The sequence below is a fragment of the Citrobacter sp. RHBSTW-00017 genome, from assembly GCF_013797615.1.
Taxonomy (GTDB): Bacteria; Pseudomonadota; Gammaproteobacteria; order Enterobacterales; family Enterobacteriaceae; genus Citrobacter; species Citrobacter braakii.
On record NZ_CP056899.1, the window covers coordinates 2,287,171 to 2,313,587 of the forward strand.

Sequence of the window (26,417 nt, forward strand, 5' to 3'; positions counted from 1 at the left end):
ACCCGCTAAATACCTTTTTCATTCTCACTGTTTCATTCCTTCAATCAGCCGTGGTGAGTATCAGCAGTGATTCTGGCGCAGATAGCCTGACATCAGACTGACGACTCTCTGACAATTTTGTCAGAAGTCTTTGCGCGCGGAGATCCCGATTTTGTCTCTGAAATCAGTCTCCCGGTTCGGATAGCGTCAGGCTGTTTAGCAAACGTCAGGCCAAAGGTATTGATACCGTTCTCGCTACGGGCAAAGACATCTCCCCGGTGCATAATGGCGACGGCACGGACAATCGACAGGCCCAGCCCATGATGGGTATCACTCCTGGCTCGGGAGGTGTCAACACGATAGAACCGTTCGAAAAGCCGGTGTAAGTGCTCTGGCGCTATTGGATCGCCAGGGTTAGAAACGTCTACACAAGCTTGATTGCCTTTTTCGCTTAAGCGCACCGTAACCGTGCTATTGGAAGGGGAATGCCTGGCGCTATTTTCCAGCAAATTAGCCAGTGAACGGTGAAACAGCCGCCTGTCGATATGCGCCGTGACGTCGCCCTCAACCTCCAGCGAAAGCTGTTTTTCAGCAAAAGAGGGTTCAACATATTCCGCTGTTTTCAGGGTTTCTTCTCGCAGGGACACCTGCGTAAGCTGGGAAGCATGTTCACCTGCGTGCGCATGAGACAGGAACAGCATGTCGTTAACTATCGACGTCATGCGTTCAAGCTCTTCCAGATTGGAACCCAATAACTCTTCCAGTTCATCTTGTGAACGTCGGCGTGATAGCCCGAGTTGCGTCTGACCGATCAGGTTAGTCAGCGGGGTACGAAGTTCATGCGCAACATCGGCATTAAAGCTCTCGAGCTGTCGCCAGGCGATTTCCTGACGCTCTAACACGCCGTTAAATGATGATGCCAGTTGCTGCAGTTCTTCGGGCAACGCGCGGGTATTCAGGCGCTGGCCATGGTCACCTGGTGCAAGGTGTTGTGCCTGCTGACTGAGCATGCCCACCGGACGCAGGCCAATCCGTGAAACAACGTATCCCAGTAAGGCGACAATCAGTACGCCCAGCGCGGCAATAATCAGCAGCGTCCGTGTGAACGCATCGAGTGTGCCCATATACGGCGTAGAGTCGATGGCAACCACATAGCGCAGCTCAGGCCTTTCACCGTTGGCGGGGATGGTTTTCACTAACAGGAACAGTGAGCATGCACCTTCCGATGCGCCGGGCACTTTATTAAATCCCTCCTGCAAAGAGGACCACTGAACGCTCACCGGTGGTATTCCCCCCATGCTAAAGCGCGGGTTATCGCTCACTATCCAGTAGCGAACGCGCTCACCTTCAGAATTGGTTAGCAGAGTAAATTTATTAGCCAACGTCGACCAGCCGTCAGCCGAGGTTCGTGCGGCGATCCACGGACTCATTAATGATTCCCGGAACAACAGTTCGTTGTGCATCTGCTTTTGCAAAGAGTCATGTAAGGAGCTTCTGAGCAAGATGCCGATAATGGACACAATCAGCAGCGCGGATAAGGCAAACATCAGCGCCAGGTGAACGGAGATGGAACGTTTAGGCATGCTGAGCCTCTTCATTTATTCCGACCGGACTTCGAGGACATACCCCATGCCACGAACGGTATGTAACAGTTTGACGTCGAATGGGGCATCCACTTTGGCTCGCAGACGTTTAATGGCGACTTCAACCACATTGGCATCGCTGTCAAAATTCATGTCCCATATCTGCTCAGCAATCATCATTTTTGACAGAATCTCCCCCTGATGCCGGGCCAGAAGACTTAACAGGGAAAACTCTTTTGCGGTCAACTCCAGTCGCGTTCCGGCGCGAAATACGCGGCGGGCCAGCAGGTCGAGATGCAGATCGTGAATTTGCAGTTGGGTGATGTCTGCGCCATCCGTGGAGCGGCGACGCACCAGAGCCTGAATGCGCGCCACCAGTTCAATCAGCGAAAAGGGTTTAGGGAGATAATCATCCGCGCCAAGCCGAAGCCCTTTGACGCGCTCGTCGACCGAACCGCGGGCCGAGAGCATCAGTACCGGCGTTTGTTTGACGGCCCGCACCCCCTCGAGTACCCGGTAGCCATCCATCCCCGGCAGCATCACATCAAGGATTATCGCGTCGTAGTCAAGCTCCAGCGCGTAATGAAGACCTTCAGCGCCATCTGCAGAGACATCTACCGTAAATCCCGATTCACTCAACGCACGGTTGAGATAGGTTGACGTTTTTTCTTCATCTTCGACTAGCAACAGGCGCATAACGGGATTTCCTCTTAACTGTTCAATCGGGTTATTCTGCCTCTTGATTGCCAACATAAAGCTGACGCTTACCTGACAGCATTGTCAGAAACATGAAGCCATCTCAGCCTGCTTGCTGACAAAAATGTTATTTACCTGTCACGATGCTGACAGGCCTCTCTCTCTAACCTGAGTCGGCACATTTAAATCCGCAAGCCTGAAACTCATCGGGAGAGACCATGAAATTCAATCTGTTAACTGCAATACTGCTCACGGCAATAACCGGGGCCACCTCAGTCAATGCGGCTGATTACAAAAAAAATCCATTCACCCTGGCCTATGACGGTGCCATCACTGAGAACGTCAAAGGCAAGGTCAACATTCATCCGGTGAAGTACGATCTGCATGGCATTCAGATAGCTGCGAATGTCTATACCCCTGCTAACTACGATCCCGCCAAAAAATACCCTGCCGTGGTGGTTGCACATCCGAATGGCGGCGTAAAAGAGCAGGTCGCAGGTTTGTATGCCCAGCGTCTCGCCGAACAGGGCTACATCACGATTACTGCCGACGCGGCTTATCAGGGCGCGAGCGGTGGGATGCCTCGCAGCGTGGATAAACCCGCTAATCGTATCGAGGATATCCACGGCATGGCTGACTACATCAGCCAGTATCCGGGAGTGGATACTTCCCGCCTCGGTCTGCTGGGTGTTTGCGGAGGTGGCGGTTATTCACTTGTTGCGGCCGAAACGGATCAACGGTTTAAATCGATTGCAACCATCAGCATGTTTAATTCAGGCCTGGTGCGCCGCAACGGTTTTCAGGACTCACAGTTGGATACTATTCAGCAGCGTCTTCAGCAGGCTTCTGACGCACGTGCTCAGGAAGCTTCCGGAGGCGAAGTCCTGTACTCCGGTGATGCCAATCTGACTGATGAACAGATCGCTAAGTTACCTTTTGCCTTATATCGACAGGGCTATGAGTACTACTGGAAAACTCACGCGCACCCGAACTCTACGTTTAAATACACGACAAGCAGCCTGTTAGATTTGATGAGTTTTGACGTTACGGACCATATCAATCTCATCAATAAACCGCTGCTGATGATTGCTGGCACAAAAGCGGATACGCTCTATATGACGGAAGATGCGTTTGCGAAAGCCACCGGTACAAAAGACAAAGAACTCTTCCTGATCGATGGCGCTACCCATATCGAGACGTATTGGGTTCCTGAGTACGTCGACAAGGCTTTGCAAAAGCTGGACGTCTTCTTCGATAAGAGTATTTAACCCCTATCAGACGATACCTTTGGCCAGCCACTCAGGCTGGTCATATCAGGACATAATGAGTGTGTCCGCATGTGACCAAGACTAACGAAGTCGGGAGGAAAGATAATTACGCACATTAAATAGCCGCTATGAATGAAATTCATAAAACGGCAGCGACATCTGAGGATTATTTTTTGCCTGTAAGGTTTTACTTCGTGGTCCAGGCCAACTTTAGGTTTAGCATTACCGCATTGAATTCCGGTGAGCATAACGAGCTCTTGTTTGTACTGTCTTGTTACGAGATGGATTTACACTCTATGAAATGAAAAAATCCACGCAATTGCGTGGATTTTGTAGACTTTTTCAATATTCATGAGATTTGATGAAACCTCATGAGACGAGAAGTTTTGTTTAGACGTTGAACAGGAAGTTCATCACATCGCCATCTTTAACGATGTAATCTTTACCTTCTGCACGCATCTTACCGGCTTCTTTCGCGCCTTGTTCACCTTTATAGGTGATGAAATCTTCAAACGCGATGGTTTGTGCGCGGATAAAGCCTTTCTCGAAGTCAGTATGAATTTTACCCGCGGCCTGCGGAGCCGTTGCGCCAACAGGAATGGTCCATGCACGAACTTCTTTCACGCCAGCGGTGAAGTAGGTCTGCAGGTTCAGCAGTTCGTAACCAGCGCGGATTACGCGGTTCAGACCTGGCTCTTCCAGACCCATTTCTGCCATGAATTCTTCACGGTCAGCATCATCGAGTTCTGCGATGTCAGCTTCAACGGCAGCGCAAACTGCAACAACCACGGAGCCCTCAGCTGCGGCGATTTCACGCACTTTATCGAGGTATGGGTTGTTTTCAAAACCGTCTTCATTGACGTTGGCGATATACATTGTTGGCTTCAGCGTCAGGAAGCTCAGGTATTTGATAGCCGCTTTGTCTTCATCGGTCAGCGTTTTCAACGCACGCAGCATGCCAGCGTTTTCCAGTTGTGGCAGGCATTTTTCCAGTGCAGCCAGTTCCGCTTTAGCGTCTTTATCGCCGCCTTTGGCCTTCTTCTGTACGCGATGGATAGCGCGCTCACAGGTATCCAGGTCAGACAGCGCCAGTTCGGTATTGATAACCTCAATGTCGTCAGCCGGATCCACTTTGTTATTAACGTGGATGATGTTGTCGTTTTCAAAGCAGCGAACCACGTGGCCGATAGCTTCGGTTTCACGGATGTTCGTCAGGAACTGGTTACCCAGACCTTCGCCTTTGGACGCGCCTTTTACCAGACCGGCAATGTCGACGAATTCCATCGTTGTTGGCAGGATACGCTGCGGTTTGACGATTTCGGCCAACTGATCCAGACGCGGATCGGGCATCGGGACAACACCTGTGTTCGGCTCGATAGTACAGAACGGGAAGTTTGCCGCTTCAATACCCGCTTTTGTGAGCGCGTTGAACAGGGTGGATTTGCCTACGTTTGGCAAACCGACGATACCGCATTTGAATCCCATGTTTAAATCACCTTAATCTTTTGATATTCAACCTGTTATGGAAAACAGATTGTAGAAAAGTAAATAACTCTGCCTATTATACACAGCACGCGAGAAAAATGCCGCACATCGCTGCTTATTGCGCTTTAAAGGTGTGTAACCGGCTCGTTGCCTTGGTCAGGCCATCTTTGAATAAAATCTCGGTACAACGTGCCGCTTCGTCAATTGCTTCATCAATTAACTTCTGTTCTGAAACAGGCGGTTTGCCTAAAACAAATCCGACAACTTTGTTTTTATCACCCGGATGACCAATTCCCACGCGTAAACGATGAAAGTTGGGGTTATTGCCCAACTTGCTGATGATGTCTTTCAGGCCATTATGTCCGCCATGACCGCCACCGAGCTTAAATTTTGCCACGCCAGGCGGCAGGTCTAATTCGTCGTGCGCGACCAAAATTTCATCGGGGTTGATACGATAAAAACTGGCCATCGCACTCACTGCCTTGCCGCTGAGATTCATAAATGTGGTCGGTACCAGCAAACGGACATCTTCCCCTTCAAGCGTTACTCTGGAGGTGTAGCCGAAGAATTTCGGCTCTTCACGCAGGGGCGCGCGTAATCTCTCTGCCAGTAAATCGACATACCATGCGCCTGCGTTGTGTCGCGTTGCCGCATACTCTGCGCCGGGGTTCGCCAGGCCGACAATCAATTTAATCGTCACGTGTTTTGTCCTGAGTGTTTCCATAAACGACGTGTAGTTTACTGTCTGACGCTGCTCTTGACAAAAAACTGCGTTCTAATCGCCAAAAGCTGAATAATTGCACAAATGGACTATTAGAAATTGAGTGTGTTCAGTAGCTTATTTGTAAAGTTTTGTTGCGCGAGTGTTTGTAATTGTGATCGCTCCCGCACTTGCGAACGGCAGTGTTGTCTATACTTTACACATAAGGATTAGGGGTATTCCCTGTAGCAACCCAAAGTTCCGGAGGTGACACATGAAACGCAAAAACGCTTCGTTACTCGGTAACGTGCTCATGGCTTTAGGGTTGGTGGTGATGGTGGGGGGGGTTGGTTACTCTATTTTAAACCAATTGCCGCAATTTAATCTGCCACAGTTTTTCGCACATGGTGCCGTGCTCAGTATTTTTGTAGGTGGTGTTCTGTGGTTGGCGGGAGCCAGAGTGGGCGGGCACGAGCAAATCAGTGACCGTTACTGGTGGGTACGCCATTATGACAAACGCTGTCGTCGCGGTGATACCACTCATCGTCATAACTAAATCGTTTCCCGGCAGAGAGGGCTGCGGTTTGAATACAAAGTCCTGGTTGAAAAACCAGGACTCTGCTTGTTCATTATCCTTGCATAGAACGCACTTTTATATTCGCTACGGAATATAAGAAACGTTATTCGAATAACCGATAATGTAACGTTTTAACCGCGCTATCCGCGTCTTCAGCGGGCAACAGGAAACACAGGTTGTCATTTGACGCGCCGTGGCAAATCATTCGCACCGTATGCCCTTCAAGCCAGGCAAAAACGTCTTTGCAAACTCCCGCCGCCTGAGTCAGCCGATTCCCCACCAAAGTCACCAATGCCAATCCGGTTTCCACTTCCACACGACAGTGGGAGGATAATGCGGTAAACAATGCGCTGGTCAGTATATGATCTTCACCTGAGGTAGCGTGAGTCGCGTCCAGCGCCAGCGCAATACTGTTCTCTGAGGTTGTAACCAAATCCACCGTGACCGCGTGGCGAGCTAAAATGGCGAAGGACTGCGCCAGGAAAGAACCGGACGGTTGTGTCTCCAGACTATGTAATCGCAACAGCGTCTGTTTACGGCGCACGGCAAGCGCACGATAGCGAGGTGGGTTGTCGGTGGTGTTATGCACCAGCGTACCACCGGCAGCCGTATCCTTACTTGAGCCAACAAAAACCGGAATGCTTTTACGCATTGCCGGAAGCAGCGTAGCCGGGTGGAGGACCTTCGCACCGAAGGCGGCCATATCGCTGGCCTCGGAAAATGAGATGTGGTCAATCCGTTTGGCCCGCGGCGCAATGCGCGGATCGGTGGTGTAGATCCCTGCGACATCGGTCCAGATGTCCACGCGTGCGGCGTGAAGCGCCTCACCGAGAAGCGTCGCCGTGTAATCACTACCACCGCGTCCCAGCGTAGTGGTATGCCCTGCGGCATCCCGGCCGATAAACCCCTGGGTCACCATAATCGCTTGCTCAAGACGAGGGCGCAGGTGAGTCTCCACCAGGTGGTGCAGGGTACTGAGTTCGGGTTCGGCGCAGCCGAAACTCGAGTTGGTACGCATCACGCTGCGGACGTCAAACCACCCGGCCTCGGCATGCCGTTCACGTAAGACTTCAGTAAACAGTAAAGAGGACATCAGCTCGCCGTGACTGACCAATTCATCGCTTAGCGCATCAGACGGTGAAACGGTCGCCGTTTGTGCAAGATGGCGGATGTTGTTGAGAAGATTATCGATTTCCGTGCTGATAACGGACGGCTGCTTCAGGCGGGAAATAATGTTGTATTGGATGGCGCGTAAGGTCTCAAGCTTATCTAATTGTTGATGCGTTTCCAGACCTTCAGAAAGCTCGACCAGTAAGTTTGTAACGCCTGCTGAAGCAGACAGCACGACTAAACGGACATCTTGATCAGCAAGGACAATGCTGGCGCTTCGGTTCATCGCATCAAAATCAGCGACGCTGGTGCCGCCAAATTTGGCAACGACGGATGGTGGATAAATGCGAGTCATAACAATCTCATATCAGGGCGCCATAAAAGTATGGCTAGAAAATTTTCATTCTCGGCATAAGGGGAAACGGTGTTCGCCTTACGAAATGTCCGCCCGCGAACATTTCTGCTGACAACCCAGGGAATTCCTGTTGTCGAAAACGCGTGTCGCCTGTACGCGTTACCGGGTGCTGCGCATTAATTTTATTTACATAGCCTGCAAATAAGCGCGCCATACTAAGTGATTTATATTTAGGGATCGACTTTTTTATTCGATTTATCGACAAATAAGTGAAAAATTATGTCGTAACAAGAAAACGCGTACATTATTAATGGTAAAAACGTGTAAAAAAATAATAAAAACATGAAAATTACATGGTTTTTATAACATCGTATGCGTTGCAATTGGCTACGGTAATTGTTAATTAAATAGATATATTTCTTTAGGGTTTCGTAATGAAGGGTGGCTGTTACACTTTGAATTATAAAGAAAAAACACCCGCTAAATGTGTTGAAAAATAAATGATTGAGTCCAGGGCTAAAACAACATATATTAGCCGCGCTTTTTTACAGGTAACCCTTATAACCATTTATTCAATCAGGCGTTAATCTACACCTGGTTGTAGGAGTGATATGATGACGGATAAAGTCCGTATTGATACTTTAAGTGCTAATTCATTACCACAGAGCAATGATACCTTTTTAGCAAGACAGGCTGAGTTTGAATCTAATGTCCGCAGCTATCCACGTAAACTGCCATTAGCGATTGCTAAAGCGCAGGGCGTCTGGATTACTGACGTAGAAAATAATCAATATCTTGATTGCCTGGCAGGTGCCGGAACCCTGGCGCTTGGTCATAATCATCCTGAAGTGCTGCAGAGCATTCAAAGTGTCATCACAAGCGGCTTACCGTTACATACGCTTGACTTTACCACACCGTTAAAAGATGAATTCTCATCGTATTTACTTTCTTTATTACCGGGCCAGGGCAAAGAGTATTGCCTGCAGTTCACCGGGCCGTCCGGTGCCGATGCCGTTGAAGCGGCGCTGAAGCTGGCGAAGAAAGTTACCGGCCGTTCCAGCATCATCAGCTTCTCCGGTGGCTACCACGGGATGACCCACGGCGCGCTGTCCGTGACCGGCAACCTGTCGCCGAAAGAAGCCGTCAGCAACATGATGGCGGAAGTGCAGTTTATGCCGTATCCGCATCAGTACCGTTGCCCGCTGGGTATCGGCGGCGACGCTGGCGTCAAAGCATTGACCTACTACTTCGAAAACCTGATCAACGACGTTGAGAGCGGCGTGCGTAAACCGGCTGCCGTGATCCTCGAAGCGGTGCAGGGCGAAGGCGGGGTAAACCCGGCTCCGATCGAGTGGCTGCAGCGTATTCGTAAAGTGACCCAGGAACACGGCATTCTGCTGATTATCGATGAAGTTCAGGCTGGCTTCGCGCGCACGGGTAAACTGTTCGCTTTCGAACACGCCGGTATTGAGCCGGATATCATCGTGATGTCCAAAGCGGTTGGCGGCGGTCTGCCACTGGCGGTACTGGGCATTAAAAAGCAGTTCGATGCGTGGGCTCCGGGCCATCACACTGGCACCTTCCGCGGCAACCAACTGGCGATGGCGACCGGTCTGACAACGCTGAAAATCCTCAAAGACGACAAGATTGCCGATAAAGTTGCTGCGCAGGGCGAGTGGCTGAAAGGCAAACTGACTGACCTGCAGAAACGTTACCCGGTTATCGGCCAGGTACGTGGTCTGGGCCTGATGATTGGTCTGGAAATCGTTAAGCCGAACGAAGCGCAGGATCACATGGGCTGCTACCCGGCCGATGGCGAGCTTTCCGCGCTGCTGCAGAAAAAATGTTTCGAAAACGGCCTGATTCTGGAGCGTGGCGGCCGTAACGGTTGCGTACTGCGTCTGCTGCCGTCTCTGTTGATCACCAACGCAGAGCTGGAGATTTTCCTCGATAAATTCGAAAATGCCCTGCTGGGCGCTGGCGTGAAGCCGGTTTAAACGGAGTTGGATCGAATGTCAGACGTAAATCCGATTCTGTCCGGCTCGGCACAAAGCATCGCTGCCTACCAGGACGCTATCGAGCAGAGTACGCAAGCGGTCGTTGAATGGTTGAAGCAACCTGAGATGTATCAGGGCAAAACCGTTGAGCAACTGCGCGAACGTATCAACCTGAATTTTACGTCTCAGGGCCTGGGCAACCAGGCCGCTATTGAGCGTGCGGTTGAATACTTTCTGAAAGACAGCTTGTTGGTTCACCATGCGCAGTGCGTGGCGCACCTGCACTGCCCGAGCCTGGTGATTAGCCAGGCGGCAGAAGTGCTGATCAACGCCACCAACCAGAGTATGGACTCCTGGGATCAGAGCCCGTCGGCGACCATCATTGAGATCAAACTGATCGAATGGTTGCGTGAGCAGGTGGGCTATGCGGCAGGCGACGCGGGCGTGTTCACCAGCGGTGGCACCCAGAGCAACCTGATGGGCCTGATGCTGGCACGCGACGCCTTCTTTGCCCGCCAGGGGCATTCCATTCAGCAGAATGGTCTGACCGGCGACCTGAGCAAAATCAAAGTATTTTGCTCTGAAAGCGCGCACTTCTCTGTGCAGAAGAACATGGCGCTGATGGGGCTGGGTTACCGTTCCGTCACCCAGGTGAAGACTGATGCGTTCTCACGCATGGATCTGGCTGACCTGAAAGACAAGCTGGCCCAGGCGAAAGCCAACGGCGAACAGGTGATGGCGATTGTCGCCACTGCGGGTACTACCGATGCGGGTGCGATCGACCCGTTAGCGGACATTGCGGCGCTGGCGGCAGAACACCAGATCTGGATGCATGTGGATGCAGCATGGGGCGGGGCGTTACTGCTTTCTGAGCAGTATCGTCACTTCCTGAACGGCCTTGAACTGGCGGATTCCGTGACGCTGGACTTCCACAAACAGTTCTTCCAGACCATCAGCTGCGGCGCGTTCCTGCTGAAAGACGCGCGTCATTACGAGCTGATGCGTTACCAGGCGGCGTACCTGAACTCTGATTTTGATGAAGAGGCGGGCGTACCGAATCTGGTGTCGAAATCGCTGCAGACCACGCGCCGTTTTGACGCGCTGAAGCTGTGGATGGGTCTCGAAGCGCTGGGCAAAAAGCAGTATGCCGAAATCATTGATAACGGCGTAACGCTGGCGCGTGATGTGGCTGCGTTTGTGAAAACTCAGCCACACCTGGAACTGGTGATGGAGCCGCAGCTGGCAAGCGTGCTGTTCCGTTTCCGTCCGCACAGTGACGACATGGCGTTCGTTGCGCTGTTGAACCAGCGTATTGGCGACGTTCTGCTGGCTTCTGGTAGCGCCAACGTTGGCGTGACCGAAGCAGATGGCGTAACCTGCCTGAAGCTGACGCTGCTGAACCCAACGGTGTGTCTGGAGGATGTCAAAGTCCTGCTGGCAAGCGTGAAAGCGACAGCTGAGCAACTGCTGAACGCGTAAGCAATAAGCTGATTATAAAAATGGCTCCCACACACGGGAGCCATTTTTTTGCCTGTCATTTGTAGCCCGGCGGCGCTTCGCCTGGCCGGGCTACACGTCAGCTGATATCTGCCAGCGCGGCGTCTTTATTCGGGAAGAACGTCAGGCGTCCGGCAATCGGCTGAATGCCCGCGCGCGCCATTGTACGTAACGGCTGGAATTCCAGATTACTGATCCGCAGTTCACACCCTTCCGGGAGGCGTTTTACAAACCGCTGGAAAGCGTCCAGACCACCGGCATCCAGTACCGGGACCGCGTCCCACTTTAAGACCACAATACGTTTACCTGCAATACGCGATTCGAGATCGGTAAATAATCCCTCCGCAGCGGCAAAGAAAAGTGGGCCAATAACGCGCAGCACCAGCACATCGTCAGGTACATCTACGTTGACCGGCGCCAGACGCGTCATGCGCGCGATACGACGCATAAACAGCAGGGAGGCGAGAACGATACCGACGCTGATGGCGATCACCATGTCGAATAGCACCGTCAGCGACATACACATAAGCATGACAATGATGTCGTCTTTTGGCGCATGACGCAGCAGATCCACCACTTTATGCGCTTCACTCATGTTCCATGCCACCATCAGCAGCAGGGCGGCCATGGCGGAAAGCGGTAACCAGGAAAGCAGCGGCGCAAGCACCAGCAGGGCAAGGATCACCAGAATCGCGTGGATGACCGCTGAAATTGGTGAGGTCGCCCCGGCGCGGACGTTTGCCGCAGAACGGGCAATTGCCGCCGTGGCGGTGATACCACCGAAGAACGGTGCCACGATGTTACCCAGGCCCTGGCCAATCAGCTCACTGTTGGCTTTATGCTTGGTGCCGGTCATCCCATCGAGCACGACGGCGCACAGTAGAGATTCAATCGCCCCGAGCATCGCCATGGAGAAGGCGGCCGGTAACAGCGCCTGTAACGAACTCCAGCTCAGGGTAAAGTTTGACTCCGGCATGTCCCACGGTAATACCAGTTGCGGCAGCAACTGCGGGATGCCGTTACCCTGCGAGCCGTCAGCCAGAATGTAGTGGAACTGAGAACCGATGGTGGCGACATGGCCGCCGGTCAGGTTCACAATCCCCATTACCGCACAGCCTGCCAGCAGCGCAGGAAGGTGGCCCGGCAGTCGGATCCCCAGACGCGGCCAGAAAATCAGGATCCCCAGCGTCACCACGCCAATTGCGGCATCGCCAACGTTGAGGGTTGGCAGGGCCATAAACAGCGCGCCGACCTTTTGCAGGTAGTGCTCCGGGACATGGGCCATTTGCAGACCGAGAAAATCTTTAATCTGCATGGTACCGATGGTGATACCAATACCCGATGTAAAACCTAACGTAACGGATACCGGGATATATTCGATCAGGCGACCAAAACGGGCGAGGCCGAAAAGGATCAGGAATATCCCGGACATTAGCGTTGCGACCAGCAGGCCTGCCAGCCCAAACTGTTGCGAAACCGGATACAGAATCACCACGAAAGCGGCAGTTGGTCCAGATACGCTAAAACGTGAGCCACCGGTAAGGGCGATAACAATCCCAGCCACGGCTGAGGTATACAAGCCGTACTGCGGCGCCACGCCACTGCCTATTGCCAGGGCCATCGCCAGCGGAATGGCAATGATCCCAACGGTTATTCCGGCGATCAAGTCGCGGGTAAAGCGAGAAGCGGTATATTTTTCTTTCCAACAAGCGTCGATGAGGGCGCGGAAAGGCATCACATGTGAGGAAAATAATCTGTTCACAATAATGTTTCATCCATGAGCGCATCATCTGTCAACTAAATGGCAGGTGAAGGAGGCATAAGTCATACAAATAGATGTTGCAGATAAAAAAACCCGCCGCAGCGGGTTTTTGAGCCGGGCTCGATTAATGCTCGAACATAGCAGAGATGGATTCTTCGTTGCTGATACGACGAATCGCTTCGGCCAGCATACCCGACAGGGTCAATGTACGCACGTTTGGCAGTGCTTTGATTTCGTCAGTCAGTGGAATAGTGTCACAGACAACGACTTCATCAATCACTGAATTGCGCAGGTTGTTTGCCGCATTACCTGAGAAGATTGGGTGGGTAGCGTAAGCAAATACGCGTTTTGCACCACGTTCTTTCAGTGCTTCTGCTGCTTTACACAGCGTACCGCCGGTATCGATCATATCATCAACCAACACGCAGTCACGACCTGCAACGTCACCAATAATGTGCATCACCTGAGAAACGTTCGCGCGCGGGCGTCGTTTGTCGATGATAGCCATGTCGGTATCGTTCAGCAGTTTAGCGATAGCGCGGGCACGCACGACGCCACCGATGTCCGGAGAAACCACAATCGGGTTGTCCAGATTCAGCTGCAGCATGTCTTCTAACAGGATCGGGCTACCGAATACGTTATCAACCGGTACGTCAAAGAAGCCCTGGATCTGTTCAGCATGCAGGTCAACGGTGAGGACGCGGTCAACGCCAACGCTGGACAGGAAATCAGCGACGACTTTAGCAGTAATCGGTACACGAGCGGAACGTACGCGACGATCCTGACGTGCATAGCCGAAGTAAGGAATAACGGCGGTGATACGGCCTGCGGAAGCACGGCGCAGCGCATCAACCATAACGACCAATTCCATCAGGTTGTCGTTAGTAGGGGCACAAGTGGACTGGATGATGAAAATATCACCACCGCGTACATTTTCATTAATTTGTACGCTGACTTCGCCGTCGCTAAAGCGACCTACAGCGGCGTCGCCGAGTGAAGTGTACAGGCGGTTGGCAATACGTTGTGCTAGTTCCGGGGTGGCGTTACCAGCAAAAAGCTTCATATCAGGCACGAGAAGAACCTCAGGCATGCGTCCATTGGTGGAAAGAATCTGCCGAAAACTGTGCGGGCCAGGCAGTATCCTCTCCATGCGGTGTATTAAAGAGCGCGATGCAACGTCTGGAACAGGGTGACGTTGTCACCGCAACTCAGCTTGCCCGGCTTACTCGTCATCTTTCACGTTTCATGTGTGCTGGCATATTTCGCCATCTTCCTGAAACCCGAACGATTTAGAGTAACGCTCTGTGCAATGGGGAGAGGTTGACACCTTTCGCCACAAAGCCTTTGAGCCATTCCGGGGCTTGCTCAAGCACCTGGCGAGCACGAGACTCAGTGTCAAATTCAGCAAAGACACAAGCCCCTGTACCAGTCAGGCGCGACGGCGCGTATTCTAACAGCCAGGAAAGCGCCGCATCAACCTCGCGAAAACGTTTTCTTGCGATAACCTCGCAATCATTGCTGAATTCACATTTTAGTAACGTTTTTATTGACCTTTTTGGCGTGTTGCGCGGGAGGTCGGGATCTTTAAAAATCACCGGCGTCGGAATACTGACTCCCGGGTGGGCGACCAGATACCATTTTTCCTCTGGCTCGACCGGGGTCAGAATTTCACCTACGCCTTCAGCAAAGGCCGCATGGCCGCGCACGAATACGGGAACGTCCGCCCCCAGCGTTAAGCCGAGTCCTGCCAGTTCATCAACCGAAAGTCCGCACTGCCAAAGGTGATTCAGCGCCACCAGGACGGTAGCCGCATTAGACGAACCTCCGCCAAGACCGCCGCCCATCGGCAGGCGTTTTTCGATACTGATGTCGGCGCCGCTCCCTTTGGGAAGGCGATCGCTTTCAGACGCCGCCTTCATCAGCAAGCGCGCCGCACGGACAATGAGATTGTCTTCATGTGCAACGCCTTCCACCGGCGTTAACAGGCGGATTTCGCCGTCGCCACGCAGCACAATACCTATCGTGTCGCCATAATCAAGAAACTGGAATAGCGTTTGCAAAGTGTGATAACCGTCCGCACGCTGCCCGGTGATGTATAAAAACAGATTCAGTTTTGCCGGAGAGGGCCAGTGGGTCATCATTTCACAATCCAGTTATCCATTTTCAGCTTAATACGCTGATCGCCGTCGGACAGTTCCATGTTTGCCGGCATCGCAGGCTTAATTTTGCTGTCGTAGGCGCTATAGACCACTTTCCAGTTTTTACCGTCTTTGCTGTAGTTCACTTCACTCAGACGATACTGGTCGTCGAGTTTGTAATCGCTGGCGTCTCCCGGCAGGCCAAGGATCCACTGGCGCAGGCTGTTCAATGGAATAGGCATGCCGGTCAACTTACCAATCATCTCTTCGGCGTCGTCAGCGGTGTAGTGCTTGCCTTTGTTATCGACAAGTTCGACATTGCCCGGCTGGGCATTGAGTTCCAGTTCAGTGCTGCCCAGGGGATTGGTCAGCAGGAGACGGTAGCGATCTTGTCCGGTTTGTTGCCAGAAAAAGCGGGCATAGACTTTCTGTTGATCGGAAATATACGCAAATGCACCGCGCGTCTGATATTGGTTCAGGGCACGTACTTCCTGCTGGTGCTGGCGCCACTGTGGAGAGTCAGGGCTTTTGCCGGGACCTTTCGGCGCGTTGAGCGTACAGGCGGTAAGAGCCAGGGCCGCCAACGGCAGCAGGCGAATCAGGCGAAAATCAGGCAGGGTCATAATGATGACAAATCCTTGAGATACGTTGCAGTTATAACTCTTAATGCTAGCGCCGCCATCATACATCGTCTACGTTCAAGTTATCTTAAATCGCTCAAATTTGTGCACTAAGCTATTACTCCAAAAGGGGGCAGTCTCTTTTATTGACCGCACGCATCCTGTATGATGCACCCAGTCTAACCTTATCAACGCTGGTACTATTCCCGCACACATGACCCTTTTAGCGCTTGGTATTAACCATAAAACGGCACCTGTATCGCTGCGAGAACGCGTAACGTTTTCGCCGGATACGCTCGATCAGGCGCTGGACAGCCTGCTTGCGCAGCCAATGGTGCAGGGCGGGGTGGTGCTGTCGACGTGTAACCGTACGGAACTGTATCTCAGCGTTGAAGAGCAGGATAACCTGCAAGAAGCGCTGGTTCGCTGGCTGTGCGATTACCATAATCTTAATGAAGAAGACTTGCGCAATAGCCTGTACTGGCACCAGGACAACGACGCCGTCAGTCATTTGATGCGTGTTGCCAGCGGTCTGGATTCGCTGGTGCTTGGTGAACCGCAGATTCTGGGGCAGGTGAAAAAAGCTTTTGCGGATTCGCAAAAAGGTCACCTGAACGCCAGTGCGCTGGAGCGCATGTTCCAGAAATCATTCTCTGTCGCTAAACGTGTACGTACAGAAACAGACATCGGTGCCAGCGCCGTGTCCGTAGCTTTTGCCGCCTGTACGCTGGCGCGGCAGATATTTGAATCGCTCTCCACGGTGACCGTGCTGTTAGTGGGAGCAGGCGAAACCATTGAGCTGGTGGCGCGACACCTGCGTGAGCATCAAGTGAAGAAGATGATCATCGCCAACCGTACCCGCGAGCGGGCGCAAGTGCTGGCGGATGAAGTCGGCGCCGAAGTGATTTCGCTGAGTGATATCGACGCGCGTTTACAGGATGCCGATATTATTATCAGTTCTACCGCCAGCCCGCTGCCGATTATCGGCAAAGGAATGGTGGAGCGCGCGCTTAAGAATCGCCGTAATCAACCTATGCTGCTGGTGGATATCGCCGTACCGCGCGATGTCGAGCCGGAAGTGGGTAAGTTGTCCAACGCCTATCTGTACAGCGTTGACGACCTGCAAAGCATCATTTCGCATAACCTGGCCCAGCGCAAAGCGGCGGCCGTGGAAGCCGAAACCATTGTGGCGCAGGAAACCAGCGAATTTATGGCCTGGCTACGCGCTCAGGGCGCAAGTGAAACTATCCGCGAGTATCGCAGTCAGTCAGAACAGATCCGTGATGAACTGACTGCCAAAGCGTTGGCTGCTCTTCAACAGGGTGGTGATGCGCAAGCCATTATGCAGGATCTGGCCTGGAAACTGACCAACCGCTTGATCCATGCACCAACCAAATCACTTCAACAGGCCGCCCGTGACGGGGATAGTGAACGCCTGAATATTCTGCGCGACAGCCTCGGGCTGGAGTAGCAGCACACCAATCTTATTTTTTACAGGGTGCATTTACGCCTATGAAGCCTTCTATCGTTGCCAAACTGGAAGCCCTGCATGAACGCCATGAAGAAGTTCAGGCGCTGCTCGGGGATGCGGGTACTATCGCAGACCAGGAACGCTTTCGTGCACTGTCGCGCGAATATGCGCAATTAAGCGATGTATCTCGCTGTTTTACGGACTGGCAACAGGTTCAGGAAGATATCGAGACGGCTCAGATGATGCTCGACGATCCTGAAATGCGTGAAATGGCGCAGGATGAACTGCGTGAAGCAAAAGATAAATGCGAGCAGTTGGAGCAACATCTGCAGGTTCTGCTGTTGCCTAAAGATCCTGATGACGAACGTAACGCCTTCCTCGAAGTGCGTGCGGGAACCGGTGGTGATGAGGCCGCGCTGTTTGCCGGCGATCTGTTCCGCATGTACAGCCGTTACGCTGAATCGCGTCGCTGGCGGGTAGAGATCATGAGCGCCAGCGAAGGCGAACATGGCGGGTTTAAAGAAGTCATTGCTAAAATTAGCGGCGAAGGCGTGTACGGTCGACTGAAATTTGAGTCCGGTGGGCATCGTGTGCAACGCGTACCTGCGACGGAGTCACAGGGCCGTATTCACACCTCGGCCTGTACGGTCGCGGTCATGCCGGAACTACCAGATGCCGAACTGCCGGACATCAACCCGGCCGATCTGCGTATTGATACCTTCCGCTCATCAGGCGCAGGGGGTCAGCACGTTAACACCACCGACTCCGCAATCCGTATTACCCACTTGCCGACCGGTATCGTAGTGGAATGCCAGGACGAACGTTCGCAGCATAAAAACAAAGCGAAAGCGATGTCGGTGCTGGGGGCGCGAATTCGTGCCGCCGAAGTGGCAAGACGTCAACAGGCCGAAGCCTCTGAGCGTCGCAATCTGTTGGGCAGTGGCGATCGCAGCGATCGCAACCGTACCTATAACTTCCCGCAGGGTCGCGTGACCGATCACCGCATTAACCTGACGCTCTACCGTCTAGATGAAGCGATGGAAGGCAAACTGGATATGCTCATTGAGCCAATTGTCCAGGAATACCAGGCCGACCAACTGGCGGCGTTGTCCGAGCAGGATTAATGGATTATCAGCACTGGCTGCGTGAAGCGATAAGCCAATTACAGGCAAGTGAAAGCCCGCGCCGTGACGCCGAGATTTTGCTCGAGTTTGTTACCGGTAAGGGACGCACCTTTATTTTGGCTTTCGGTGAAACGGTATTAACCGAGGCGCAGCGTCAACAGCTCGACACATTACTGGAGCGCCGTCAGCGGGGTGAGCCGGTGGCGCATTTAACCGGCGTGCGGGAGTTCTGGTCGCTGCCGCTGTTTGTGTCTCCGGCTACGCTTATCCCTCGTCCGGATACTGAGTGTCTGGTGGAACAGGCGCTGGCTCGCCTGCCGGCGTCAGCGTGCCGCATTCTCGATTTGGGAACCGGTACGGGCGCCATTGCGCTGGCACTGGCAACCGAGCGTCCGGATTGCGCGGTAACGGCGGTTGACCGCATGCCGGATGCTGTTGCGCTGGCCGCTCGCAACAAACAGCATCTGGGCATCGACAATGTTTGCGTGCTGCAAAGCAACTGGTTCAGCGCTTTGCAGGGACAACAGTTTGACATGATTGTCAGCAATCCGCCGTATATCGACGAACAGGATCCGCACCTGGCGCAAGGCGATGTACGCTTTGAACCTCTGTCGGCACTGGTGGCGGGCGATCGGGGACTGGCGGATATTGTGCATATCATTGACCAGTCTCAGCGCGTGTTAACGCCTGGCGGCTATCTGTTGCTGGAACATGGCTGGCAGCAGGGGCAGGCCGTCCGGGACGTCTTTACTCGTACGGGTTACCAGGCGGTTGAAACCTGCCGTGATTATGGCGGCAATGAGCGAATTACGCTTGGACGCATCCCAACATGAGTACCTTCAGTGTGTTACTCAACATTCATCTCATCAGTATTGCGCTTTCCGTTGGTTTGCTGACGCTGCGTTTTTGGTGGCGTTACACCGACTCGCGTCTTGCCTGCGCACGCTGGACGCGCATTGTGCCACCGGTTGTGGATACCGTTTTATTACTCAGCGGCGTGGCGCTAATGGTTAAAGCGCACATCCTGCCATTCACTGAGCACGGGACATGGCTGACTGAAAAGCTGTTTGGGGTTATCATTTACATCGTTTTGGGTTTTATTGCGCTCGATTATCGTCGGGCGCGCAGTCAGCAGGCGCGATTAGTCGCATTTCCGCTGGCGCTGGTGGTGCTGTACATCATCATTAAACTCGCCACCACAAAAATACCGTTACTGGGGTAAGCATGAGGTCGTTAGCTGATTTCGAATTTAATAAAGCGCCATTGTGTGATGGGATGATCCTGGCGTCGGAGTCTATCCGTCTGGATTTTCCAACACAAACTGTCTACGACGAACTGGAACGTCTGGTCAGTCTGGCGCAAGAAGAAATTAGCCAGCTCCTGTCTCAGGATGAGCAACTGGAAAAACTGCTGGCACTTTTTTACGGCGAATGGGGATTTACGGATACCCACGGCGTCTATCGTCTTTCTGATGCACTCTGGCTTGACCAGGTACTGAAAAATCGGCAGGGCAGCGCCGTGTCGCTGGGGGCGATCTTATTGTGGATTGCCAACAGACTGGAGCTGCCGCTGGTACCGGTGATTTTCCCGACGCAACTGATCCTTCGTATTGAGTCGCTCGATGGCGAAATGTGGCTAATCAATCCATTCAATGGCGAAACGTTAAATGAGCACACGCTGGAAGTGTGGTTGAAGGGGAATATCAGCCCGGTCGCGGAGCTGTTTAACGAAGACCTGGATGAGGCGGATAACGCGGAAGTGATCCGCAAACTGCTCGACACGCTGAAATCATCACTGATGGAAGAGCGGCAAATGGAGCTGGCGCTGCGTGCCAGTGAAGCACTATTGCAGTTTAATCCTGAAGATCCGTATGAAATTCGCGATCGTGGTTTAATATACGCGCAACTCGAGTGCGAACATGTTGCGCTGACAGATTTAAGTTATTTCGTTGAACAGTGTCCGGAAGACCCGATCAGCGAAATGATTCGTGCGCAGATTAATACTATTTCGCACAAACAAATTGTATTGCATTGATTAATGACACTTTACCTACCGTTTAAGGCGATCCTATGAAACAAAAAGTGGTTAGCATTGGCGACATCAACGTGGCAAATGACCTGCCGTTCGTGCTGTTTGGCGGAATGAACGTGCTGGAATCCCGCGATCTGGCGATGCGCATTTGTGAGCACTACGTAACCGTTACTCAAAAGCTGGGTATCCCTTACGTGTTCAAAGCCTCCTTTGATAAAGCCAACCGTTCTTCCATCCACTCTTACCGTGGACCGGGCCTTGAAGAAGGGATGAAAATCTTCCAGGAACTGAAGCAGACTTTTGGCGTAAAAGTGATCACCGACGTTCACGAAGCCAGCCAGGCACAGCCTGTTGCTGATGTGGTGGATGTGATTCAGCTTCCGGCATTCCTCGCTCGTCAGACCGATCTGGTGGAAGCAATGGCGAAAACCGGTGCCGTTATCAACGTGAAGAAACCGCAGTTTGTAAGCCCGGGCCAGATGGGCAATATCGTGGATAAATTCCATGAAGGCGGCAACGATAAGGTTATTCTGTGTGACCGTGGTGCGAACTTTGGTTATGACAATCTGGTTGTGGACATGCTGGGCTTCAGCGTGATGAAGAAAGTCTCCGGCAACTCACCGGTGATTTTTGACGTTACCCATGCGCTGCAGTGCCGCGATCCGTTTGGCGCAGCAAGCGGCGGTCGTCGTGCGCAGGTTACCGAACTGGCGCGTGCCGGTATGGCGGTTGGTCTGGCAGGTCTGTTTATTGAAGCGCATCCGGATCCAGCCAATGCGAAATGCGATGGCCCATCCGCGTTGCCGCTGGCGAAGCTGGAACAGTTCCTGACGCAGATTAAAGCGATTGATGACCTGGTGAAAAGCTTCGACGAGCTGGATACCGAGAACTAAGAGAGTGTGACAGGCCGGAATTTCCCTCCGGCCTGCTATTTGAAAAGGGTGTCAAGGTCGCCGTCAGGCACCAGACGCGCCATCGATTGTGTTATATCGGCAGAAAAGAAAACGGCCCTGAAGAGGACCGTGCGGTACGTCTAAAATAATAATCAGGCAAATATTGTCATCAGATAGGCGATAAACAGTGCCAGATGCGCTGCACCGTTAAGCACATTGGTACGGCCGGTGGAGAAAGAGATCTGACACAGAACCAGTGATGAAACCATCACAATCATCTCTGGCGCTCCCAGCGCAAACATCAAATCATTCCCGGTTGCCCATGCAATCAGCGTCACCACCGGTACGGTCAGCGAAATTGTGGCTAACACCGAACCGAAGAATAAATTCATTGCCCGCTGTACCTGATTGCTCAGAACCGCTTTCAGTGCGCCCAGTCCTTCAGGCGAGAGGATCAGTAACGCGACCAGGAAACCCGTAAATGCGACTGGCGCATTCAGTTCAGTCAGCAAGGTCTCAAGCGGGCTGGCGTTCATCTTGGTCACGGCAATAACAGCGATCAGATGAATGATAAGCCAGGCGGCGTGCCACAGATTGCTGTGCGCTGACGGCTTACCGTGATGCGGGTCATCGTCGTCACCCTCGTCTTCATGCTCGTAAATGAACAGACTTTGGTGCGTTTTAGTTTGGATCAGCAAAAATACGCCGTACATCGCCGCAGAAATTAACGCCACCAACAGCGCCTGCGCGGTAGTGAAATTTGCCCCCGGCAACGCCATCGGGAATACCAGTACAATAATGGCCAGTGGGAACAGGGCGATTAAATACTGCTTAATACCAAATAGGTTCATATACTGAGTGGCAAATTTACGGCCACCTAATAGTAATGAAAAACCGACCAGCCCCCCGGTTACGATCATAATGATTGAATACAGCGTATCGCGCATGAGCGTAGGTGCGGCATCGCCGGTTGCCATTAATGCGGAGATTAAGCTGACTTCAAGAATAACAACGGACAAACTGAGGATCAGCGACCCGTAGGGTTCGCCAAGTCGATGCGCTAATACGTCCGCATGACGGACAACGCTGAATGCGCTGCTTAATATACCAATAAGGGCCAGCGCATTAATACCGATGACCACTGGTAGTGACTGACTGCTCCCCCAGAAGAACAGGACTACCAGCGCCAAAATCGGGAAGACGAGAGAGGTCTCCTTGTGGCGGGTTTTTACCGCCTCATGTGCTTGTGTCATTGCATTAATTCTCCATCTCTGCAGGTATTTATAATTATAAAAAGTATTAAAGAATGTAAAAAATAACAGAAAACGTGGTTTTGTAGGTGACATTTTACGAAATTTTACTACATCACCTGTTTTCCCTCTCAAAGCGGCCAAAAACCAATTTCTTGTTTATAGACTGTTTAATTAACAGAAGGTTAGGTAAAGAAAATTTCTAAAAATGTCCATTATTGGCGTCTCGCCGCATTGTTAACCACACTTAAGGTTTAGCCTAAAAAGAGGAGTTCACAATGCCCTATAAATCTAAAAGCGATCTGCCTGACAGCGTGCAGCACGTTCTGCCAGCCCATGCTCAGGACATTTATAAAGAAGCTTTCAACAGCGCCTGGGAACAGTATAAAGACAAATCTGACCGCCGTGACGATGCCACCCGAGAAGAGACGGCACATAAGGTGGCGTGGGCCGCGGTTAAAAATGATTACCAAAAAGGTGATGATGGTAAATGGCATAAAAAGACGTAACAGTATCAATTATAATGCCTTTATAAACTCGCTTGCATCAGGCGTTAGCGAATCGTGCTACGCCGCGCGGTTACTGGCTTGCAAGCGAGCGGTGAATTGCCTATTGTCCAGCTATTGGTTTCAAAATGAGCAGTAAAAAAGCCCGGAAGGCGTCAAAAAAGTTGTCGCAGGGAAGCAGCAGTGGCGGAGGTGTAAGGTGTTAACGCGTGATTTTTTATTGAATGCCGACTGTAAGACGGCATTTGGTGCTATTGAAGAATCACTACTCTGGTCAGCGGAACAACGTGCAGCCTCACTGGCCGCCACGCTCGCTTGTCGACCAGATGATGGACCGGTGTGGATCTTCGGTTATGGATCGTTGATGTGGAACCCGGCCTTAGAGTTTGAAGAGTCCTGTACCGGCACATTAGTCGGCTGGCACCGTGCATTTTGTCTGCGCCTGACGGCGGGGCGAGGAACGGCGTGTCAGCCAGGCCGCATGCTGGCCCTGAAAGAGGGCGGACGTACCACCGGTGTGGCCTACCGCTTGCCGGACGCGTCGCTGGAACAAGAGCTTTCTCTGTTGTGGAAGCGAGAAATGATCACCGGATGCTATCTGCCGACCTGGTGCCAGCTGGCGCTTGATGACGGCCGTACGGTGAACGCGCTGGTGTTTATTATGGATCCGCGCCATCCGCTGTTTGAGTCAGACACGCGCGCGCAGGTGATCGCGCCGCTTATCGCCGCGGCCAGCGGACCTTTAGGCACCAATGCCCAGTATCTGTTCTCGCTGGAACAAGAGCTGGTCAAGCTGGGGATGCAGGATGATTGTCTTAATGATCTGGTGATCACGGTCAAACGATTGTTGGGAGAGAACCTGCCAGAAGGCGTTATGCGGCCAGGGTTTGCCTGAACCCGGCGTGGAATTGTATGCCCGAAAGCCAGGCGCTTTTCGGGCATGTCACGCTTAGGCTGCAATATAACTTATCGAATGCTCAAGCGACTGACTGTGGCTGTCGATCAGCACGTTCCAGACGCCGGTATAGGGCACGGTCAACCATGCGTTATCACGATCCTGCACGCTTAAGATGTCGGACTGCGTGTCTTTGACGTGATTTTTTTCGCTCATCAGATGGATGTGACAGCGCTCGGAACAGCGCACAACCACCGTATCGCCACCAAATAACTTTAAACTTGCCTTCACTAATGCCATTTTTCACCCCGTTCTTGAAAACAACGTACTTTCTGTCGAAAGTGCTGCGTGATGTTGTTCACATTTCACTCATTGCATAACACCAAAGGGGGAGCAACAGGATGCTGATTTTGATCAAAAAATGGCATAACGATTAAACAAAAGTGACAAAACACCTCAAAAGGGTTGAACGGGCGTGCTAACGTTCAACGAAACCGCGCCCATCAAATATTAAATCCGGAAATTATCGACACTTTCAGTGCGCTTGCCTGAAAACGGTATATCAGAAGGTCAACACTTTATCTGCAGCCAGCGTCCATTGAGCCAGTTCTACCAGCGTGCCGACGGCCACTCCGTCAATTAACGGCAGCGCCGTGACCCCACGACCATCGGTGCAGGTTTTGCATAGTTTTACCGGAACATTTTGCGCTGTCAGGATCTCCAGCATTTGCTGAATATTGTAGCCTTCCGCGGGTTTCTGACCACGTAATCCTGCGGTTACGGCATCAGACATTAAAAACAGACGCAGGTCGAGAGCGGCTTCTTGTTCGCGCAGGGCGATAGCCAGACGCAGGCTGTTAAATAACGATTCGCTTCCATAAGCCGCTCCGTTTGCGACGATCACTATCTTTTGCATTTTTACTCCTGTTACTGCATGTAAGCGTTAATAACCGACACGTATGTTACACCTATTTCTCAATGCCAGGATAATGCCGAAAAAAGGGGGAGGGGCTGAAAATCAACGCTGAAAACGTTATGGTTTAAGATAAGTATGCCACTGTGGCTAATTGATGTAAGAAACCACTAACGATTTGAGCCGTATTATCTGTTCTTCTCTTGCTGTATTCGCACTCTTGCCGCTGGCAGGCGGTACTGCTAACGCGCAGTCGTCCTTTGTGCACCAGGCTGAAAACCCTTTCGATAACAATAGTGATGGCTTGCCCGATCTTGGCATGGCCCCGGAGTCGCGGGCAGGCGAAAAGCATTTTGCCGAAATGGTCAAAGCGTTTGGTGAAGCCAGCATGACTGATAACGGGCTTGATACCGGTGAACAGGCGAAGCAGTTCGCGTTTGGCCAGGTGCGTGATACGGTCAGCGAACAGGTGAATCAGCAACTGGAGTCCTGGCTCTCTCCCTGGGGAAATGCCAGTATCGCGTTGCAGGTTGATAACGAAGGCAGTTTTACCGGGAGTCGGGGAAGCTGGTTTGTGCCGTGGCAGGACAACCAACGTTATCTTACCTGGAGCCAGCTAGGAGTGACGCAACAGGACGACGGCTTAGTCAGTAATGCGGGGATTGGGCAACGTTGGGTACGCGACGGTTGGTTACTGGGTTACAACACCTTTTATGACAACTTACTGGATGAAAATCTGCCCCGCGGAGGCCTCGGCGCGGAGGCATGGGGCGAATATTTGCGCTTATCCGCTAACTATTATCAACCGTTGTCTTCCTGGCAGGATCGTTTTGCAACCCAGCAACAACGGATGGCCCGCGGCTACGATCTGACTGCGCAAATGCGGATGCCGTTCTATCAACACCTCAATACCAGCGTCAGCGTGGAACAGTATTTTGGCGACCGGGTGGATCTATTTCATTCGGGAACCGGGTATCACAATCCGGTGGCGGTGAACCTCGGGCTGAGCTATACACCGGTGCCGCTAATCACGGTGACAGCGCAGCATAAGCAGGGGGAAAGCGGCATCAGCCAGAATAACCTCGGCTTAACGCTTAGTTACCGTTTTGGCGTGCCGTTAAAAAAACAGTTGATGGTCAGTGAGGTGGCGAACAGCCGTTCACTGCGCGGCAGTCGTTATGACGATCCGCAGCGTAACAATTTGCCGACGCTGGAGTATCGCCAGCGTAAAACGCTGTCGGTATTTTTGGCCACGCCAGCCTGGGATCTCAAACCGGGAGAGACGGTGGCGCTGAAGCTGCAGGTGCGTAGTTTGCATGGGATCCGCCACCTGACGTGGCAGGGCGATACTCAGGCGTTGAGCTTAACGGCTGGCAGCAATAACCGAAGCGCGCAGGGCTGGACGATTATTATGCCGAAGTGGGACAGCAGAGAAGGTGCGACGAACCGCTGGCGGTTGTCTGTGGTGGTAGAAGATGAGCAGGGCCAGCGTGTCTCTTCCAATGAGATCACGCTATCACTGACCGAACCGTTTACTACCGTTTCGGAAAATGATCCTCGTTAACAA

The 26,417-nt window shown here is 52.4% G+C and carries 25 protein-coding genes; 13 read left to right on the forward strand and 12 right to left on the reverse strand.

The window, feature by feature from the left end:
- Positions 1–92 precede the first annotated feature (92 nt).
- Complete coding sequence (locus HV037_RS11085; protein WP_181500335.1) at positions 93–1,562, reverse strand: heavy metal sensor histidine kinase; 1,470 nt, start codon at positions 1,560–1,562, stop codon at positions 93–95.
- Positions 1,563–1,577: 15 nt separating this feature from the next.
- Positions 1,578–2,258: a heavy metal response regulator transcription factor gene (locus tag HV037_RS11090; RefSeq protein WP_141875255.1), complete on the reverse strand. Its 681-nt coding sequence runs from the start codon at positions 2,256–2,258 to the stop codon at positions 1,578–1,580.
- A 218-nt stretch (positions 2,259–2,476) separates the two neighbouring features.
- On the opposite strand from HV037_RS11090, the gene HV037_RS11095 reads away from it, so the two are divergent.
- Positions 2,477–3,526, forward strand: coding sequence for an alpha/beta hydrolase (locus HV037_RS11095; RefSeq protein WP_137352337.1), 1,050 nt, complete (start codon positions 2,477–2,479; stop codon positions 3,524–3,526).
- 390 nt (positions 3,527–3,916) lie between these two features.
- Here the strand turns inward: HV037_RS11095 and ychF are convergent, their stop codons facing one another.
- Both ychF and pth read right to left on the reverse strand, forming a co-directional pair.
- Entirely contained in the window at positions 3,917–5,011 is a 1,095-nt protein-coding gene (gene ychF, locus HV037_RS11100) for a redox-regulated ATPase YchF (RefSeq protein ID WP_016153303.1), read from the reverse strand.
- Positions 5,012–5,126: 115 nt separating this feature from the next.
- Positions 5,127–5,711 (reverse strand): aminoacyl-tRNA hydrolase, encoded by a 585-nt coding sequence (gene pth / locus HV037_RS11105; RefSeq protein WP_181500336.1) that lies wholly within the window; start codon positions 5,709–5,711, stop codon positions 5,127–5,129.
- Positions 5,712–5,985: 274 nt separating this feature from the next.
- Between pth and ychH the strand changes: the two genes are divergently transcribed.
- Positions 5,986–6,267 carry a stress-induced protein YchH gene (gene ychH / locus HV037_RS11110; protein WP_016153301.1) on the forward strand — a complete coding sequence of 94 codons (282 nt, stop codon included), beginning with the start codon at positions 5,986–5,988 and terminating at the stop codon, positions 6,265–6,267.
- Between the two features lie 124 nt (positions 6,268–6,391).
- On the opposite strand, the gene lysC is transcribed toward ychH, so the two are convergent.
- Positions 6,392–7,753, reverse strand: coding sequence for a lysine-sensitive aspartokinase 3 (lysC, locus tag HV037_RS11115; protein ID WP_104652216.1), 1,362 nt, complete (start codon positions 7,751–7,753; stop codon positions 6,392–6,394).
- 611 nt (positions 7,754–8,364) lie between these two features.
- Between lysC and HV037_RS11120 the strand changes: the two genes are divergently transcribed.
- Complete coding sequence (locus HV037_RS11120; RefSeq protein ID WP_181500337.1) at positions 8,365–9,750, forward strand: diaminobutyrate--2-oxoglutarate transaminase; 1,386 nt, start codon at positions 8,365–8,367, stop codon at positions 9,748–9,750.
- Positions 9,751–9,765: 15 nt separating this feature from the next.
- Positions 9,766–11,229, forward strand: a complete 1,464-nt coding sequence (locus HV037_RS11125) for an aspartate aminotransferase family protein (RefSeq protein WP_016156743.1) — start codon at positions 9,766–9,768, stop codon at positions 11,227–11,229.
- Between the two features lie 97 nt (positions 11,230–11,326).
- Here HV037_RS11125 and dauA read toward each other — a convergent pair whose 3' ends face one another.
- The 4 genes from dauA to lolB form a co-directional block, all read right to left on the reverse strand.
- Positions 11,327–12,982, reverse strand: coding sequence for a C4-dicarboxylic acid transporter DauA (gene dauA, locus HV037_RS11130; protein WP_016153297.1), 1,656 nt, complete (start codon positions 12,980–12,982; stop codon positions 11,327–11,329).
- A 151-nt stretch (positions 12,983–13,133) separates the two neighbouring features.
- Positions 13,134–14,081, reverse strand: coding sequence for a ribose-phosphate diphosphokinase (gene prs / locus HV037_RS11135; RefSeq protein ID WP_001518537.1), 948 nt, complete (start codon positions 14,079–14,081; stop codon positions 13,134–13,136).
- A gap of 217 nt (positions 14,082–14,298) precedes the next feature.
- The gene (gene ispE / locus HV037_RS11140; RefSeq protein ID WP_016156742.1) at positions 14,299–15,150 is read right to left on the reverse strand and encodes a 4-(cytidine 5'-diphospho)-2-C-methyl-D-erythritol kinase; all 852 of its coding nucleotides are present in this window, start codon (positions 15,148–15,150) and stop codon (positions 14,299–14,301) included.
- On the reverse strand, positions 15,147–15,770 hold the full coding sequence (gene lolB / locus HV037_RS11145; protein ID WP_047358971.1) for a lipoprotein insertase outer membrane protein LolB: 624 nt from the start codon (positions 15,768–15,770) through the stop codon (positions 15,147–15,149). Before lolB ends, ispE begins: the two co-directional genes overlap by 4 nt.
- Positions 15,771–15,981: 211 nt before the next feature.
- On the opposite strand from lolB, the gene hemA reads away from it, so the two are divergent.
- Genes hemA through kdsA form a run of 6 tightly spaced genes read left to right on the forward strand, consistent with a single transcriptional unit; the run spans position 15,982 to position 21,286 of the window.
- Positions 15,982–17,238, forward strand: a complete 1,257-nt coding sequence (gene hemA / locus HV037_RS11150; protein WP_016153294.1) for a glutamyl-tRNA reductase — start codon at positions 15,982–15,984, stop codon at positions 17,236–17,238.
- A gap of 41 nt (positions 17,239–17,279) precedes the next feature.
- On the forward strand, positions 17,280–18,362 hold the full coding sequence (gene prfA / locus HV037_RS11155; RefSeq protein ID WP_016153293.1) for a peptide chain release factor 1: 1,083 nt from the start codon (positions 17,280–17,282) through the stop codon (positions 18,360–18,362).
- Positions 18,362–19,195, forward strand: a complete 834-nt coding sequence (prmC, locus tag HV037_RS11160; protein WP_137367333.1) for a peptide chain release factor N(5)-glutamine methyltransferase — start codon at positions 18,362–18,364, stop codon at positions 19,193–19,195. The genes prfA and prmC overlap by 1 nt, the downstream gene beginning before the upstream one ends.
- Complete coding sequence (gene sirB2 / locus HV037_RS11165; RefSeq protein WP_016153291.1) at positions 19,192–19,584, forward strand: invasion regulator SirB2; 393 nt, start codon at positions 19,192–19,194, stop codon at positions 19,582–19,584. The genes prmC and sirB2 overlap by 4 nt, the downstream gene beginning before the upstream one ends.
- A gap of 2 nt (positions 19,585–19,586) precedes the next feature.
- The gene (sirB1, locus tag HV037_RS11170) at positions 19,587–20,396 is read left to right on the forward strand and encodes an invasion regulator SirB1 (RefSeq protein ID WP_003020775.1); all 810 of its coding nucleotides are present in this window, start codon (positions 19,587–19,589) and stop codon (positions 20,394–20,396) included.
- A gap of 35 nt (positions 20,397–20,431) precedes the next feature.
- Positions 20,432–21,286, forward strand: coding sequence for a 3-deoxy-8-phosphooctulonate synthase (gene kdsA, locus HV037_RS11175; protein WP_003020772.1), 855 nt, complete (start codon positions 20,432–20,434; stop codon positions 21,284–21,286).
- A gap of 152 nt (positions 21,287–21,438) precedes the next feature.
- On the opposite strand, the gene chaA is transcribed toward kdsA, so the two are convergent.
- Positions 21,439–22,539 carry a sodium-potassium/proton antiporter ChaA gene (gene chaA, locus HV037_RS11180; RefSeq protein WP_016153289.1) on the reverse strand — a complete coding sequence of 367 codons (1,101 nt, stop codon included), beginning with the start codon at positions 22,537–22,539 and terminating at the stop codon, positions 21,439–21,441.
- Positions 22,540–22,814: 275 nt separating this feature from the next.
- Between chaA and chaB the strand changes: the two genes are divergently transcribed.
- Positions 22,815–23,045, forward strand: a complete 231-nt coding sequence (gene chaB, locus HV037_RS11185) for a putative cation transport regulator ChaB (RefSeq protein ID WP_016153288.1) — start codon at positions 22,815–22,817, stop codon at positions 23,043–23,045.
- Between the two features lie 196 nt (positions 23,046–23,241).
- Positions 23,242–23,937, forward strand: a complete 696-nt coding sequence (locus tag HV037_RS11190; RefSeq protein ID WP_016156738.1) for a gamma-glutamylcyclotransferase — start codon at positions 23,242–23,244, stop codon at positions 23,935–23,937.
- Positions 23,938–23,991: 54 nt separating this feature from the next.
- Here HV037_RS11190 and HV037_RS11195 read toward each other — a convergent pair whose 3' ends face one another.
- Both HV037_RS11195 and HV037_RS11200 read right to left on the reverse strand, forming a co-directional pair.
- The gene (locus tag HV037_RS11195) at positions 23,992–24,237 is read right to left on the reverse strand and encodes a DUF1883 domain-containing protein (RefSeq protein WP_003833405.1); all 246 of its coding nucleotides are present in this window, start codon (positions 24,235–24,237) and stop codon (positions 23,992–23,994) included.
- A 262-nt stretch (positions 24,238–24,499) separates the two neighbouring features.
- On the reverse strand, positions 24,500–24,853 hold the full coding sequence (locus tag HV037_RS11200) for a DsrE/DsrF/TusD sulfur relay family protein (RefSeq protein WP_047415412.1): 354 nt from the start codon (positions 24,851–24,853) through the stop codon (positions 24,500–24,502).
- A 175-nt stretch (positions 24,854–25,028) separates the two neighbouring features.
- Here HV037_RS11200 and HV037_RS11205 point away from each other — a divergent pair, with 175 nt between their 5' ends.
- Complete coding sequence (locus HV037_RS11205) at positions 25,029–26,414, forward strand: YchO/YchP family invasin (RefSeq protein WP_181500339.1); 1,386 nt, start codon at positions 25,029–25,031, stop codon at positions 26,412–26,414.
- The last annotated feature ends 3 nt before the right edge of the window (positions 26,415–26,417 follow it).